Genomic DNA, 15,100 nt, shown 5'->3' on the forward strand with positions numbered 1-15,100 from the left:
TTCACTTGCCCCCAACGGCGCGGTCGAGAAGTTCCAGGAACGAGCGGTTGAGCGCCGCCGTGTCCTTCGGTCGCATCGCCCGCCGAGCCTGCAGGACGGCGTGCACGTAAAGAGATTCGAGCGTCAGCTCGACGAGCGACGGGTCGGTCAGCCGTGCCAGCCGCTGCACGAGCGGGTTGCGGCAGTTGAGGACCAGCTGCTCGGGACGCGACGAGTCGGAGCCCGCGGTCAGCTGCCCCAGCAGCTCCGCCCACAGCGGGTCCGTCACCTCCTCCGCGGTCTGCTCGGTGTCGAGCCTGCGCTGCTGCTCGGCGTTCGTGATCAGCAAGGCGGGCAACGAGACCGGGTCGAAGTCGCGGATCACCGCGTCGCAGTCGTGCCGGTCGAGCGCCGCCGCGCCCTCGGCCAGCCGCAGCCGCAACGCAGCCTCGACGTCCGGTTCGGGATCGGCCAGCGCCGCCAGCAGCTCCGTCGGCGCCACCCGGCGGGCGACGGACGGGCCGTCCAGCGCGCTGAGCCGGTTCAGCAGCTCCATGTCGTAGGCGTAGCCCGCGTTCACCAGGCCCAGGCCCTGCGCGGCGGCGACCGGCGCGAGCTGGTGGAACTCGTCGACGTCCGGGATGTAGAGGATCGCGCCGTGCTTGCGCTTGAACTGCCGCAACGGGATCGCGCCCTCGGTGGTCTCGAACGGCAGCCACCGCTCGACCAGCCGCAGCATCTCGTCGTCCGTGCGCGCCAGCGACTTGATGCCCAGGTGGTGCGCGGCCAGCAGCTCGCCGGCGCGGCGCGGTTCGATCGCGTCCAGCCGGATCAGCCAGTCGCGGATCTGCTCGCCGAGCTCCTCGCGCACCGCCAGCAGCATCTCGTCCTGGTACAGCGCCTCGCGTGACGCCGTCGGCCGGATCGAGGACGCGTCGACCACGCACCGCACGAAGTACGCCCAGTCCGGCAGCAGGCCCTCGACGTTGTCGCCGACCAGCATCCGCTTCAGGTAGACGCGGTGGGTCTGGCGCGTTCCGGGGTGGACACCGGACGGGAGCACGAACGCGACCCCGGTCAGCCCCGCCGCCTCGACCTCGATCGGGATCGCCTCGAACGGCGTGAACCCGAAGACCCGCTCGCAGTACTCGGAGAGGTCGGCGTCCTCGTCGTCCCACGGGCGTTCGCCGCGGGTGACCTGAGCGCCGTCCAGCGTCACGACGGCCGGCAGCAGGTCGCCGTAGTCGACCACCAGCGGGCGCACCACGTCGGCTTCGAGCCAGTGCTCGTTGCCGCGCGAGGCACTCATCGTCACCGTGGTGCCGACCGGCACGTCACCGTCCACAACGGACACGGTGTAGTTGCCGGAGGAGTCCGCCTCCCACCGGACGGCCGGACCACCGCGCGCCGAGCGCGTGATCACCGTCACGGACGAGGCGACGAGGAAGCACGACAGCATGCCGACGCCGAACTGGCCGAGGAACCCCTCGCGGGCGAACCCCAGGTCGTCCCGCTTCGACGTGCGGCCGAGCGTGGACAGCAGCTCGTGGACCTCGGTCTCGGTGAGCCCCACGCCGGTGTCGGTGATCGTCAGCGTGGAGCCGCAGGTGATCGTGACGCCGGCGGGGCAGGACGGGTCGAGCTCGCGCCTCGCCGTGATCGCGTCGACGGCGTTCTGCAGCAGTTCGCGCACGTAGACGCGCGGGCTGCTGTAGAGGTGGTGGCTGAGCAGGTCGATGATGCCGCGCAGGTCGACGCGGAAGGTGTGCGACATGATGCGCCCATCCTAGGGACGACCGGGGGCCCGGTGCCGCTCTTTAACGGAACGCTCCGGAGAGGTCAACAGCGCACCGACTAGGATCGGTCTGTTCATTGCCAAGTCCGTGACGGGAGCTGTCCTACCACCATGTCCGGAGCCAACGACCCGTACGACCCGAAGCAGGTCGCGGCGCTGTCGGCCGAGAACCTCGACGCCGCCGTGCAGAAGGCGCGCGAGGCGTTCGCCGGGGCAGCCGACCTGGAGGCCCTGGCCGCGGTCAAGCCCGGCCACCTCGGGGACCGGTCGCCCGTCCTGCTGGCCCGCCGCGAGATCGGCGCCCTGCCCCCCAAGGCCAAGGCCGAGGCGGGCAAGAGGGTGAACGAGGCGCAGTCCGCGATCAGGACCGCGTTCGACGAGCGCTTCGCCGTGCTCCAGGTCGAGCGCGACGAGCGGGTGCTGCGCGAGGAGTCCGTCGACGTCACGCTGCCCTGGGACCGCTTCCCGCGCGGCGCGCGCCACCCGATCACCACTCTCGCCGAGCGCATCGGCGACGTCTTCGTGGCCATGGGCTACGAGATCGCCGAGGGCCCCGAGCTCGAGACCGAGTGGTTCAACTTCGACGCGCTGAACTTCGGCAAGGACCACCCGGCCCGCTCGATGCAGGACACGTTCTACATCGCGCCGGGTGACTCGCAGCTCGTGCTGCGCACGCACACCTCGCCCGTGCAGGCCCGCACGCTGCTCGACCGCGAACTGCCGGTCTACGTCGTGTGCCCCGGCCGCACGTTCCGCACCGACGAGCTCGACGCGACGCACACCCCGGTCTTCCACCAGGTCGAGGGCCTCGCGGTCGACAAGGGCCTGACGATGGGCCACCTCAAGGGCACGCTCGACGCGTTCGCGCGCTCGATGTTCGGCGAGGACTCGAAGACCCGCCTGCGTCCCTCCTTCTTCCCCTTCACCGAGCCGTCGGCCGAGGTCGACGTGTGGTTCCCGGAGAAGAAGGGCGGCGCCGGCTGGGTCGAGTGGGGCGGCTGCGGCATGGTCAACCCCAACGTGCTGCGCGCCTGCGGCGTCGACCCGGACGTCTACTCCGGCTTCGCGTTCGGCATGGGCCTGGAACGCACCCTGCAGTTCCGCAACGGCCTTCCCGACATGCGCGACATGGTCGAGGGCGACGTCCGCTTCACCCAGCCTTTCGGAACGGAGGCCTGATCCGGATGCGAGTCCCGGTCAGCTGGCTGGTCGAACACCTCGGTTTCGACGAAGTCCCCACGCCCGACGAGCTCGCCGAGGCGTTCACGCGCATCGGCATCGAGGTCGAGGAGGTGAGCCCGCTCGGTCCCGTGACCGGCCCGATCGTCGCCGGCCGCGTCGTCGAGATCGAGGAGCTCACGGAGTTCAAGAAGCCGATCCGCTACTGCAAGGTCGAGGTCGGTCCCGAGCAGACCAACCAGATCATCTGCGGCGCCACCAACTTCGTCGAGGGCGACTCGGTCGTCGTCGCGCTGCCCGGTGCCGTGCTGCCCGGCGGGTTCTCGATCGCCGAGCGCAAGACGTACGGCCGCGTGTCGCAGGGCATGCTCTGCGCCGCCGACGAGCTCGGCATCGGTGACGACCACTCGGGCATCCTCGTGCTGCCCACCGGCACCGCGCAGCCCGGCGACGACGCCCTGGAGCTGCTCGGCCTGAACGACACCGTCATCGAGCTCGCGCCGACCCCGGACCGCGGTTACGCGTTCTCGGTCCGCGGCCTCGCCCGCGAGATCGCGTGCGCGCTCGACGTGCCGTTCGGCGACCCCGGTGTCGTCGAGATCCCCGAGCCCGAGGGCGAGGCGTGGCCGGTCCACATCGAGGACCGTCCCGGCTGCTCGCGGTTCGTGGCGCGCCGGGTCACCGGTGTCGACCCGACCGCGCCCACGCCGTGGTGGATGCGCCGCCGCCTGATGCTCGCGGGCATGCGCTCGATCTCGCTGCCGGTCGACGTCACGAACTACGTGATGCTCGAGCTCGGCCAGCCGCTGCACGCCTTCGACGCCGCGTCGCTCTCGGGCGCGCTGACGGTCCGCCGCGCGCTGGCGGGGGAGAAGCTCACGACGCTCGACGACCAGGTGCGCGCGCTCGACGTCGACGACATCGTGATCGCCGACGACTCCGGCGTGATCTCGCTGGCCGGTGTCATGGGCGGCGCGTCGACCGAGGTCGGCGACAACTCCTCGGACATCCTGCTCGAGGCCGCGAACTGGGACCCGGCGTCCATCGCCCGCACGGTCCGCCGCCACAAGCTGCCGTCCGAGGCCGCGAAGCGCTTCGAGCGCACCGTCGACCCGGCTCTCGCGCCCGTCGCGCTGGAGCGGGCCGCGAAGCTGCTCAACCACTACGCCGAGGGCCAGATCAAGCCCGGCCGCACCGACGTGGGCGCCCCCGCGCTGCCCGAGCCGGTGTCGATGCCGATCGACCTGCCCGACCGCATCGCCGGTGTCCGGTACGCGCGGGGTGTCACGGCCCGCCGTCTCGGCCAGATCGGCTGCCAGGTCTCGGTGACCACCTCGGAGGAGGGCCAGACGATCGTCACGGCCGTGCCGCCGACGTGGCGCGCGGACCTCGTGCAGCCCGCCGACCTGGTGGAGGAGGTGCTGCGGCTGGAGGGCTACGACACGATCCCGTCCGTGCTGCCGCCCGCGCCCGCCGGTCGCGGCCTGACCGAGCAGCAGCGCCGCCGCCGCACGGTGTGGCGCACGCTGGCGGAGGACGGTTTCGTCGAGGTCAAGCCGTTCCCGTTCATCGACCCGTCGGTGTTCGACGCGTTCGGTCTCGCCGAGGGCGACGTGCGCCGCGACACGGTCAGCGTGCTGAACCCGTTGGAGGCGGACAAGAACGTCCTCGCGACGACGCTGCTGCCGGGTCTGCTGGAGACGTTGCAGCGCAACCTCGCCCGCGGGGCGAAGGACGTCGCGCTCTACAACATCGCCCAGGTGACGCTGCCGCGCGCGCAGCAGGTCCCCGTGCCGTCGCTGGGCGTGGACCGCAGGCCGACCGAGGCCGAGGTCGCCTCGATGCTGGCCGCGCTGCCGAACCAGCCGCTGCACGTCGCCGGTGTGCTCACGGGCCACCGCGAACTGGCCGGCTGGTGGGGCAAGGGCCGCATCGCCGAGTGGTCGGACGCGGTCGAGGCCGCCCGCCGCGTCGGTGAGGCGTACGGCGTGAAGCTGCGCGTCGTGGCGTCGGACCTGCTGCCGTGGCACCCCGGCCGTTGTGCCGAGTTGCGCGTCGGCGACTGGCCCGTCGGCCACGCGGGCGAGCTGCACCCGAAGGTCGTCGAGAAGCTCGGCCTGCCCAAGCGGACCGTGGCGTTCGAGCTCGACCTGGACGCGCTGCCGCTCGACGACCACCGGCCGGCGCCGATGGTGTCGCCGTACCCGCCGGTGCTGCTGGACGTCGCGCTGGTCGTCGACGCCTCCGTGCCGGTGCAGTCGGTGTCCGAGGTGCTCGGCGCGTCCGCGGGCGAGCTGCTCGAGGACATCCGCCTGTTCGACGTCTACACGGGTGAGCAGCTGGGCGAGGGCAAGAAGTCGCTCGCGTACTCCTTGCGCTTCCGCGCCCCGGACAGGACGCTGACGGTGGAGGAGGCGACGACGGCCCGTGACGCCGCCGTTGCCGCCGCCGCAGAGCGTCTGGGCGCCGCACTCCGCGCCTGACCGATCACAGTGCGTGAGGCCCGGGATTCCTCGAGAATCCCGGGCCTTTTCGCGTAAGGAACGGCCTGACCTCCAGTCCGCGTACGCGTGTAGCCGATCCATGTCGGTTGACAACAGTGCCGCTAGGGTCCCTGTTCTGGTGTCTTGTGCACGCTGTGTAGTAATTGAAGGTTCTCCAAACTTGGTGCCGTACCCACCGAGCACCACCTCAGGAGAACGAACATGCGCAAGCGCACCGCGGTCATCGCAGCAGTCGCAGCCCTCGCCGTCGGAGGCGGTGTCGCCTACGCGGCGTGGACGAGCACCGGCTCCGGTTCCGGTTCGGTCGGCTCCACCACGAGCGTCAACTCGACCATCAGCCCGGTGAACGGCGCGGGCGGCCTGTACCCCGGTGCCACCGTCGACTTCCAGGTGACGATCAGCAACCCGAACGACTACCCGGTCGCGGTCTCGTCGATCAGCGCCGGCAGCTCGGCCCTCACCGAAGGCGGCTGCGCCGCGGGCACCGTCACCAGCCCGGCCGTGAGCAACGCCGGCACCATCGCCGCCAAGGGGACCGGCACCTACACGCTGAAGGCGACCATGAACGCCGACGCCGCGAACAACTGCAAGTCGCAGACCTTCACGCTGCCGCTGACCGCCGAGCTCGTCTCGGCCGCGTAGATGATCCGCCTCGTCCTCGCCGTGCTCACCGTGCTCTGCGTGCCGGGCGGCTCCCCGGCACCCGGCAAGGCGTTCACGATCGCGGACACCGGCGCGGCGACGGGGTTGGTCCCCGGTGGGACGGTGACCCGGGTCGTCCGGGTCACCAACCCGAACAACCAGGACGTGAAGCTCACCCGGCTCGTCACCTCGGTCGGGCGCCCGTCCCCGGACTGCCCGGCGAACACCGTGACCGTCGCACCGCTCACCGCGCCGGTCGTCATCCGCAGGAACTCGCGCGCCGACGTGCCGCTGACCGTCCGGATGGCGGCGTCCGCGCCGAACGCCTGCAAGAACCTCACCTTCCCCCTCACCTACTCGGGAACGGCGACCAAGCCATGACCAGCTCCACCGCACTCGTCCGCCGCCGGTCCGTCCGGCGCGGCGTCGTCGTCCTCGCGCTCACGACGGCCGCGCTCGGCTCGGGCGTGGCCTACGCGGCCTGGACGAGCTCCGGCACCGGCAGCGCCACGACGAAGGCCGGCACCGCGCTGGCCCCCGTCGTGGCCGCGGGCGCCGTCACCACCGGGACGCTCTACCCCGGCGGCACCGGGGACGCGGTCGTGACCGTGTCGAACCCCAACCCGTACCCGGTGAGGGTCACGTCCATCGCACCGAACGGCGCGGGAACGTGCGGCGTCACGTTCGCCGAGCGGTTCCCGGGCACACAGCTCGCCGCCAAGAGCGCACCGGTGGCCATCACGTTCAGCGTGACCATGTCGGTGGACGCCCCGAACTCGTGCCAGGGCGCGACGATCGACGTGCCGGTGACCGTCACGATCGCCAGCGGGACCGGAGCGTGAAGCGGCCCCTGGTCGCGGCGGCGGTGCTGTGCGTGCTCGCGGCACAGCCCGCCTCGGCCGCGTGGCAGACCTCGGCACCGGGAACGGCGAAGGCGAAGGCCGCCACCGTCGGCGAGCCGACCGGTGTCTCCTGCTCCAGGGCCACTAGGGTCATCAAGTGGACCGGGGACGCCCCCGGATACGAGGTGGCGTGGAGCGACAAGGCGAACGGCAACGGAGCCAAGGACTTCACGGAGTGGGTCGCGGTGACGGCCTCTCCGTACACCGTGAGCGGTGGAGTCGTGGCCCGCGCCAGGGTCCGCGCGGTCGCCGGCACCTGGTCCAGCGAGTACGTGCAAACGAATTGTTCCTGATAATTCGCTCGATCGGCTGAATCCCGTTCATCGGGATTTGGGGTCAAACCAGCAGGTGGTAGCCCTGCGTAGCTGTCAAGGTGCCAAAAGTCCTTCATTACAGGGGGAAATCGGCGCCCCTCGGACGCTTGCGCAGTAGGTGAAGGTTCTCCAAGATTGGCAACGCGGCCCGCTGGGGCCGAGGGGCGAAGCGATGAACCACCGGGCGAGTCTGGTCGCCGGTCCGGTGGGGAGCTAGAGGCGAACCCACCGCCTGGGAGCAACGACTCTGGAGAGTTGCGCCATGCGAAGTCTGGGTCCGCGCCTTGAGATCGCCGTGTCCTTGACGATCCTCATGCTCGGAGCGGCGGTCGTCGCCGCCATGCACCTCACGTGGCCCGAGCCGCAGAAGCCCGCGATGGCGTACTCCGTCAGCAGCGGCGAGTCCGGCATGCAGCAGCTCAAGCCGTTCGAGATCAACGACATCTCCGGCGCCCCCGTCGAGCTCACGCCGGGTGCGGTCGGCGAGCGCAAGGTGCGGCTGTCGAACCCCAATCCGGTCCTGATCATCGTCGAGAGCCTGTCCGCCGTGCCGGGCCAGCCGCTCGACGCCACCCAGCAGCGCGTCGCGGGATGCCCGGCCGGTGTGCTGACCGTCGTGCCGCTCACCGACATCGTCGAGATCCCGGCCGGGGGCGCCGTCGAGGTGACCATGAAGGTCGAGGTCGCGCAGGACGTGCCGGCGGAGTGCGCCGAGCTCGTCTTCCCGCTCACCTACTCGGGCCGCGCGAAGCACGGCTAGCCCGCGCGGAGCGCGCACGCGGGCCGCGCCACGACCTCACAGGTGCTTCAGCGCCTCCCGGCGGGACAGCGGCGACAACCCCGGCCGCTCCGCCACGAACGCGCGCACCCACCCCGGCTCGGTCTTCCCGAAGTCCCGCAGCGCCCACCCGATCCCCTTGCGCAGGAAGAAGTCGGGGTCGTCCGCGTTGGCGTCGACGCACGCCGTCAGCAGGTCCACGTCCGTGGCGCCCTTGAACCCCAGCTGGCAGATCACCGACGTGCGGCGGCGCCACCGGTCCGCGTCGACCGACCACTTCAGCACCAACGGCCGCACCACGCCCGGATCCGACCGCAGCAACGGGCCGACGCGTTTCGACGCGATCTCGTCGACGTAGTCCCACCACGCGCCGGTCACGATCATCTCGTCGAACCACGGCAGCAGATCAACGGACTGGAATCGTCGATCGCCGCTCAACGACAACGCCATGTAGCGCTCTTCGCGATAGGTCGCCTCGCGCCACAACGCCTGCACGGCGCCGAGCCACTCGTCCCGGTCGTGCACCCGCGGCAGCGACTTCAACAGGGCCGCGCGTGCCGGTTTCTGCACGCCCAGGAACGGCATGTCGGACTTCATGTACGCCTGCATCTCCGGCGCCTTCACCGGGTCAGCGAGCTCCTCGAGTCCCGTTCTGACCGCTTTGATCAAGGAAACCTCAAGAGTCACGTCCAAACGGTATAGCCATTAGGAGTAGCCCTGTTGAGATTTATGGCCCCATCGGTACCGAAAGTGCTAACGAACCAGCAAAACATCACTTGACCGGGCGCTTCTGTGAACGGAAAGGGCACTGCGCACCTATACAGTTCGCGTTCATGCGTGTGCTCATGGTTGTGGCGGCGCTCGTGCTGGGCAGCATGGGCGCCACCAAAGCGGACGCGGTGGGTTATCTGGATCTGCCGCTGGTGAACGGGAACGGCGAACAGCGGGGTGGCGTGCACCCCGACCTGCCGACCGACCGCGCCACGATCGAGCAGTTGCTGGCGGGCTACCGCGCCGAGGGCATCTCGCCGGTGCGGTTCAAGGCGTTGCTGTGGCAGTACTGGATCGTCCGCGCCGCCGAGGACGCGGGCGTCGACCTGTCCGAGTGGGACCCGCAGCGCACGGCCGCCGCCAACAAGGCCGTGATCTTCGCCGTCTACGACTTCTACGCGAAGCTCTACCTGACGCACCCGGACACGTTGCGGTGGATGGGTTTCGCGAACATCGGCGCGCCCGCGTTCGCGGCCGGCATGCTCGACCTCGGCTCGGTCCCGGAACTGCGCTGGTTCTCGACGATGCTGATGTCGATGCAGAAGCACATCTTCATGGACCTGGGCGCGATGCACGCCGCCTACCTGCACGGCGGGATCGAGGCCGTCCGGGAGATGCGCGACGCGGGCATCATCGACGCGGACACCACCGCGGCGTGGGAGGACCCGGCGCAGGCGGTCATGGAGTTCTCCTCGCGCGAGCAGAACCTGGTGATCGCGGACCAGTTCAACCGCATGCGGTCGCGGTTGCTGCCGCCCGGTGAGATCGTCACGTACGCGATCACGGTCGCCGGGCCGATGCCGGTGCCGGGCGGGAGGACGCCCGCGCAGTACCGGCCGTTGTTCGGCGGCCCGCTGCCCGCGTTCAACTACGCGGACCGGGTGGCGCGCTGGGACTTCCTGAGCAACGACACGGTCCCCGCCTACGAGCGGTTGGGCTCCGAGGCCGTGCACCGGATCGTGCAGCGGCCGTTCGCGGACCGCGTCGCCGAGTACCGGGCCACGACGCGCCTGATCGACCTGCTGCCGTTCACCGGATCCGACGTGGAATCGCAGCCGTCGAAGTAGGCTGGCGGCCATGACGTCGTACGACTACGACCTGATCGTCATCGGCTCTGGTCCTGGCGGCCAGAAGGCGGCGATCGCGGGTGCGAAACTGGGCAAGCGCGTCGCCATCATCGACAAGCAGGAGATGATCGGCGGCGTCTGCGCGAACACGGGCACCATCCCGTCGAAGACGCTGCGCGAAGCCGTCATGTTCCTGACGGGCATGAGCCAGCGCGAGTTGTACGGCGCCAGCTACCGCGTCAAGCAGGACATCACGATCAACGACCTGATGGCCCGCACGCAGCACGTGATCGGCCGCGAGGTGCAGGTCGTGCGGGCGCAGCTGCACCGCAACGGCATCGACCTCCTCAACGGCTTCGGCCGCTTCGTTGACGAGCACACCGTCGCGGTCGACGGCAGCCACCGCGGCGACCACACGACGATCACCGGCGAGTTCGTCGTGATCGCGACCGGCACGACGCCCGCCCGTCCGTCCGGCGTGGACTTCGACGAGGAGCGGATCCTCGACTCCGACGAGGTCTTCGCGTTGCAGGAGATCCCGTCGTCGCTGGTCGTGGTCGGCGCGGGCGTGATCGGCATCGAGTACGCGTCGATGTTCGCGGCGCTCGGCACCCGCGTGACGGTCGTCGAGCAGCGCGAGCGGATGCTCGACTTCTGCGACCCGGAGATCGTCGAGTCGCTCAAGTTCCACCTGCGCGACCAGGCCGTCACGTTCCGGTTCGGCGAGAAGGTCGTGAACGTCCAGGTCTCCCAGGGCGGCACCATCACGACCCTGGCCTCGGGCAAGCGCATCCCGGCCGCCGCCGTCATGTACTCGGCCGGTCGCCAGGGCACCACGGACAAGCTGGAACTCGCCGCCGCCGGTCTCGAGGCCGACAACCGCGGCAGGCTGAGCGTCGACGAGCACTACCGCACGCCCGTCGAGCACATCTACGCCGTCGGCGACGTGATCGGCTTCCCGGCGCTGGCCGCGACGTCGATGGACCAGGGCCGCCTGGCCGCGTACCACGCGTTCGGCGAGCCGGTGCACGAGCTGACCGGGTTGCAGCCCATCGGCATCTACACGATCCCCGAGATCTCCTACTGCGGCGCCACGGAAGCCGAGCTGACGTCGTCCGCCGTTCCCTACGAGGTCGGCATCTCCCGCTACCGCGAGCTCGCGCGCGGCCAGATCGTCGGTGACGCGTACGGCATGCTGAAGCTGCTGGTGTCCACTGTGGACCGCAAGATCCTCGGTGTGCACGTGTTCGGCACCGGTGCCACGGACCTCGTGCACATCGGCCAGGCCGTGATGGGCTGCGGCGGCACGGTCGACTACCTGGTCGACACGGTCTTCAACTACCCGACGCTGTCCGAGGCCTACAAGGTCGCGGCACTCGACGCCACGAACAAGATCCGCGCGCTGGACCGCTTCACGGCCCAGTGACCGTCATGAGCGGGTGAGGCCGCCGTCGTGGGCCACGATGGCGGCCTGCACTCGGTTGGTGACCTCCAGCTTGGGCAGGATCCGGCTGATGTGCGCCTTGACCGTGCCGGTCGCCATGAAGAGCTGTTCGCCGATCTCGGTGTTGGACAGGCCTTCGCCGACGAGCTTCAGCACGTTCCGCTCGGTATCGGTGAGCCCGTCGATCTTGCGACGCGCGTCCGTACCGGCGTCGGGTGCGACGAGGTGCCTCTCGATGAGGCGCCTGGTGATCTGCGGGGCGAGGATCGGTTCGCCCTGCGCGGCCTTGCGCACGGCGTTGATCAGCTCCTGCGGCGGGGTGTCCTTGAGCAGGAAGCCGGTCGCGCCGACCTTCAGCGCCTGCGCCACGTAGGAGTCCTCGCCGAACGTCGTGAGCATGACGACGTTGGCCCTCGACGCGATCTGCTCGGCGGCCTTCAGCCCGTCGCCGCCCGGCATGCGGATGTCGAGCAGCGCGACGTCGACCGAGTGCTTCAGCGTCAGCTCCACGGCCTGCCTGCCGTCGCTCGCCTCGGCCACGACGGTGATGTCCGGGTCGTTCTCGAGGATCAGCCGGATGCCGGCGCGCATGAGCGTTTCGTCGTCGGCGATGAGCACTCGGATCACGTCCCGCACCCTACGGCCTCTCCTGCTCCTTCGAGTGCAGCTTGCCGTCGCGGAAGCACAGCTTGTAGACGAGCTCGGCGTTGTGCGACGTCCGGAACCGCGAGCACCCGTCGACGCCGAGCTGCCCGACGCCGAACTGGTCCATCACCTCTTCTTCGGGGGTGACGCCCACCTTCAGCGAGTCGAAGTACGGCGCGTTCATCTGGCTCGTGTTCAGCAACGCGAAGAGCAGCAGCACGACCAGCGCGCCGACGATCGGCACCAGCGCCAGCAACCCGAGACAGCCGCCGCCGAGCACGCGGGGCACGGTCAGGACCTCGGCGGCGAGCGGTGGCGGCACCTCGACGACCTCGGTGCTCGCCTGGTCCGCCTGCGCGGGCGGGTGCAGCGGGACGTCCGCCGCGACCCGGAACCCGCCCTCGGGCGGCGGTCCCGCCGTGAACGAGCCGCCGAGCAGCCCGACGCGTTCCTCGAGTCCGATCAGGCCGCGCCGGGTGCCCTTGCCCGGCACCGCGGTGGACGGTCCGTTCAGGACCTGGATGCGCGCCCGGCCCGCCTGGACCGCGACCTGCACCCGTGCACGGGCGGCCGGGGCGTGCTTGTGGAGGTTGGTCAGGGCCTCGCGGACCACGCGGTGCACGGCCCGGCGGGTGCGCGGGTCGGCGCCGTGCAGGTCGTCGCCCGACCAGTCGAGCGAGACGGTGATGCCCGCGTCCACCGAGCTCTCGACCAGCGCGGTGATGTCGGACCGGGTGCCGGTGTCCTCGTCGAGCGACTCGGGTTCGGGGTTGGTGCGCAGCACGCCGAGGATCTCGCGCAGCTCGGCCATCGCGAGCGACGACGTGGTGCGGATCAGCTCGGCCTGCTCGTGCAGCTGCGGTGCCTTCGTCGCGGTCGCGAGCTCCAACGCCCCGGCGTGGATGGAGATCAGGCTCAGCCGGTGGCCGAGCATGTCGTGCATCTCGCCGGCGATGTGCGCGCGTTCCTCGGACCGGGCGGAGGCGGCGGTCAGGGCGCGGGCGCGTTCCAGGTACTCGTTGCGCTCCCGCAGGAGCCGGACCATCGGCTTGCGGCGGCCGAGCAGCATGCCGGACACGGCGGGGAACACCACGAAGAACGCCGACCCGAAGAACCCGCCGACCAGGGTCTGCCACAGCGGCGCGTTGTCGTAGACCTGGAACAGGCTGAACGCCGTCTGCAGGAGCGTCGTCACGCCGAGCAGCGCCCACAGCCTGCCGAGCCGGGGAACGCGCCGGGACACGGCGAACACCACGAAGGCCGTGAGGGACATCGCCCAGAGGTTGTTGACCGCGAACAGCGGGGCCGTGAGCAGCAGCGCCCACTCCGGCTTCTTCGGCGCGAACCACACGAGAGCGGCGATCCACAGCGCGCTGGCGATGGTCAGCACCGGGTGCGGGACCGGGGCCAGCGGGGCGATCAGCGGCACGAGCCCGACGAGGAACGCGAGCGACGGCCAGACGAACCTCATCGTGCGAGCTCCCTCTTCGTGGTCAGCAGACCGGTGTTCCGGTCGAAGCACAGCTCGACGTCGCGGTCGTCCGAGTCGCGCAGGTGGTAGCGGTAGCAGCCCGCGTTGCCCGACAGCACGCCGAAACCGAACGTCTCGGTGACCTCCTGCTCGTGCGTGACCGACTCCTGGAAGCCGGCGTACTCCTGCGGGCTCACCTCGCTGCGGCTGAAGATCGCGATGATGAGCAGGACCATCGCCGTGCCCAGCGCCGGGATGACGGCGAGCGTGCCCAGGCACCCGCTGCCGATCACGCGCGGCACGGTCAGGATCTCGGCGGTGATCGGGGGCGGCGCCTCGGCCACGGCACCCGCCGCGCCCGCCTCGTCCTGCACGACCGGGTGCGACGGCAGGTCGGCCGTCACCCGGAACCCGCCGCCTGCCGGGACCCCGGCGAGGAACGTGCCGCCGATCAGCTCGACGCGTTCCTCCAGCCCGATCAGCCCGCGCCGGGTGCCGCCACCCCGCGGTTCGCCGCTGGGCGCGTTGACGACCTCGACCTTCACCCGGTCCGCGACGACCACGGACACGCGCGTGCGTGCTGACGGTGCATGTTTGTGCACGTTCGTGAGTGCTTCGCGCACGACCCGATGCACCGCCCTGCGCAGCCGTGCGTCGGCATCGGCCAGATCCGGTCCCGACCAGTCCAGGTGGACGGAGACGCCTGCTGACGTCGACGCGGCCACGAGCCGTTCGACGTCCGTGCGCGTACCGGCGTCCTCGTCGGCATCGGCCGAGGTGCCGAGCACACCGAGGATCTCGCGCAGCTCCTCCATCGCGACGGCGGACGTCCTGCGGATCAGCTCGACCTGTTCGCGCAGCTCCGGTGCCTGCTCGGCGGCGGACCGCTCCAGCGCTCCCGCGTGCGCGGTCAGCTGTCGGAGCCGGTGGCTGAGCATGTCGTGCATCTCGCTCGCGATATGTGCGCGCGTTGCGGACCTCGCGGTGTTCGCGGTCAGCACGCGCGTGTGTTCCAGGTAGTCGTTGCGCTCCATCAACACCTGGGTGAGGGGCTTGCGCCGACCGACGAGCGCACCGGCCACGGCGGGGAAGACCAGCAGGAACAGCACGGTGAACGCAATGTCGAGCAGGTACTCGGTGAGGTTGTTGCCCACCCGCCACGAGTGCAGGGCGCTGAACCCGGCCTGCAGCACCGCGCTGACCCCGACCACCCAGGCCACCTGCCACGGCGAGCGCGCCGACCGGGCCGACCGGAAGATCACGAGCGACGTCGGGGCCGCCGCGAGCAGGTTGTTCACGCCGTGCAGGGGAGTGGTGAGCACGATCGCCCAGCGCGGCCACCGCGCGCTGATCGGCACGAGCGCGGCCGCCCACACCGCCGAGGCGACGACCAGCCACGGCTCCACCGGCCTGCCCAGCGGCGCCACCAGCGACAACAGCGCCAGGAGGAAGGCGCCGGCCGTCCACAGGCCGTCGCGCGGCTTCACGTCCACGCTGATCATCATGGTCGACCGGGGTCACCCGCCCACAGCGCCAGGTGGCCCCGATCGGGTGGCCAGGTGGCCACGTTCACGGTTGAGTGGGTTTGCATGACCGTGCATAATCATGC

At 70.5% G+C, this 15,100-nt stretch carries 14 protein-coding genes; 9 read left to right on the top strand and 5 right to left on the bottom strand.

Annotation, left to right across the window (positions count from 1 at the left end):
• Position 1: 1 nt before the first annotated feature.
• Complete coding sequence (locus ND450_RS42745) at positions 2 to 1,753, bottom strand: HSP90 family protein (RefSeq protein ID WP_253323653.1); 1,752 nt, start codon at positions 1,751 to 1,753, stop codon at positions 2 to 4.
• Positions 1,754 to 1,885: 132 nt separating this feature from the next.
• Here ND450_RS42745 and pheS point away from each other — a divergent pair, with 132 nt between their 5' ends.
• The 7 genes from pheS (at position 1,886) to ND450_RS42780 (ending at position 8,075) form a co-directional block, all read left to right on the top strand.
• Complete coding sequence (gene pheS / locus ND450_RS42750) at positions 1,886 to 2,953, top strand: phenylalanine--tRNA ligase subunit alpha (RefSeq protein WP_089923777.1); 1,068 nt, start codon at positions 1,886 to 1,888, stop codon at positions 2,951 to 2,953.
• 5 nt (positions 2,954 to 2,958) lie between these two features.
• Entirely contained in the window at positions 2,959 to 5,436 is a 2,478-nt protein-coding gene (gene pheT / locus ND450_RS42755) for a phenylalanine--tRNA ligase subunit beta (protein ID WP_253323654.1), read from the top strand.
• 222 nt (positions 5,437 to 5,658) lie between these two features.
• A complete protein-coding gene (locus ND450_RS42760) occupies positions 5,659 to 6,099 on the top strand; it encodes a hypothetical protein (RefSeq protein WP_253323655.1) in 441 nt (146 codons plus the stop codon).
• Positions 6,100 to 6,480 carry a hypothetical protein gene (locus ND450_RS42765; RefSeq protein ID WP_253323656.1) on the top strand — a complete coding sequence of 127 codons (381 nt, stop codon included), beginning with the start codon at positions 6,100 to 6,102 and terminating at the stop codon, positions 6,478 to 6,480. It begins immediately after the preceding gene.
• A complete protein-coding gene (locus ND450_RS42770; RefSeq protein ID WP_253323657.1) occupies positions 6,477 to 6,941 on the top strand; it encodes a hypothetical protein in 465 nt (154 codons plus the stop codon). The genes ND450_RS42765 and ND450_RS42770 overlap by 4 nt, the downstream gene beginning before the upstream one ends.
• Positions 6,938 to 7,294, top strand: coding sequence for a hypothetical protein (locus tag ND450_RS42775; RefSeq protein WP_253323658.1), 357 nt, complete (start codon positions 6,938 to 6,940; stop codon positions 7,292 to 7,294). Before ND450_RS42770 ends, ND450_RS42775 begins: the two co-directional genes overlap by 4 nt.
• A gap of 283 nt (positions 7,295 to 7,577) precedes the next feature.
• Positions 7,578 to 8,075 (top strand): hypothetical protein, encoded by a 498-nt coding sequence (locus ND450_RS42780; RefSeq protein ID WP_089923796.1) that lies wholly within the window; start codon positions 7,578 to 7,580, stop codon positions 8,073 to 8,075.
• 36 nt (positions 8,076 to 8,111) lie between these two features.
• Here the strand turns inward: ND450_RS42780 and ND450_RS42785 are convergent, their stop codons facing one another.
• Positions 8,112 to 8,780 (bottom strand): DNA alkylation repair protein, encoded by a 669-nt coding sequence (locus ND450_RS42785; protein WP_253323659.1) that lies wholly within the window; start codon positions 8,778 to 8,780, stop codon positions 8,112 to 8,114.
• Positions 8,781 to 8,926: 146 nt separating this feature from the next.
• Between ND450_RS42785 and ND450_RS42790 the strand changes: the two genes are divergently transcribed.
• Positions 8,927 to 9,931, top strand: coding sequence for a hypothetical protein (locus tag ND450_RS42790; protein WP_253323660.1), 1,005 nt, complete (start codon positions 8,927 to 8,929; stop codon positions 9,929 to 9,931).
• Between the two features lie 10 nt (positions 9,932 to 9,941).
• Entirely contained in the window at positions 9,942 to 11,357 is a 1,416-nt protein-coding gene (gene sthA, locus ND450_RS42795; RefSeq protein ID WP_253323661.1) for a Si-specific NAD(P)(+) transhydrogenase, read from the top strand.
• A gap of 3 nt (positions 11,358 to 11,360) precedes the next feature.
• On the opposite strand, the gene ND450_RS42800 is transcribed toward sthA, so the two are convergent.
• Genes ND450_RS42800 through ND450_RS42810 form a run of 3 tightly spaced genes read right to left on the bottom strand, consistent with a single transcriptional unit; the run spans position 11,361 to position 14,984 of the window.
• A complete protein-coding gene (locus ND450_RS42800) occupies positions 11,361 to 12,002 on the bottom strand; it encodes a response regulator transcription factor (protein ID WP_253323662.1) in 642 nt (213 codons plus the stop codon).
• A 10-nt stretch (positions 12,003 to 12,012) separates the two neighbouring features.
• Positions 12,013 to 13,491, bottom strand: coding sequence for a sensor histidine kinase (locus ND450_RS42805; protein WP_253323663.1), 1,479 nt, complete (start codon positions 13,489 to 13,491; stop codon positions 12,013 to 12,015).
• Positions 13,488 to 14,984, bottom strand: coding sequence for a sensor histidine kinase (locus tag ND450_RS42810; protein ID WP_253323664.1), 1,497 nt, complete (start codon positions 14,982 to 14,984; stop codon positions 13,488 to 13,490). Before ND450_RS42810 ends, ND450_RS42805 begins: the two co-directional genes overlap by 4 nt.
• Between the last annotated feature and the right edge of the window lie 116 nt (positions 14,985 to 15,100).

It is taken from the genome of Lentzea sp. HUAS12, assembly GCF_024125735.1.
GTDB classification, from domain to species: Bacteria; Actinomycetota; Actinomycetes; order Mycobacteriales; family Pseudonocardiaceae; genus Lentzea; species Lentzea albida.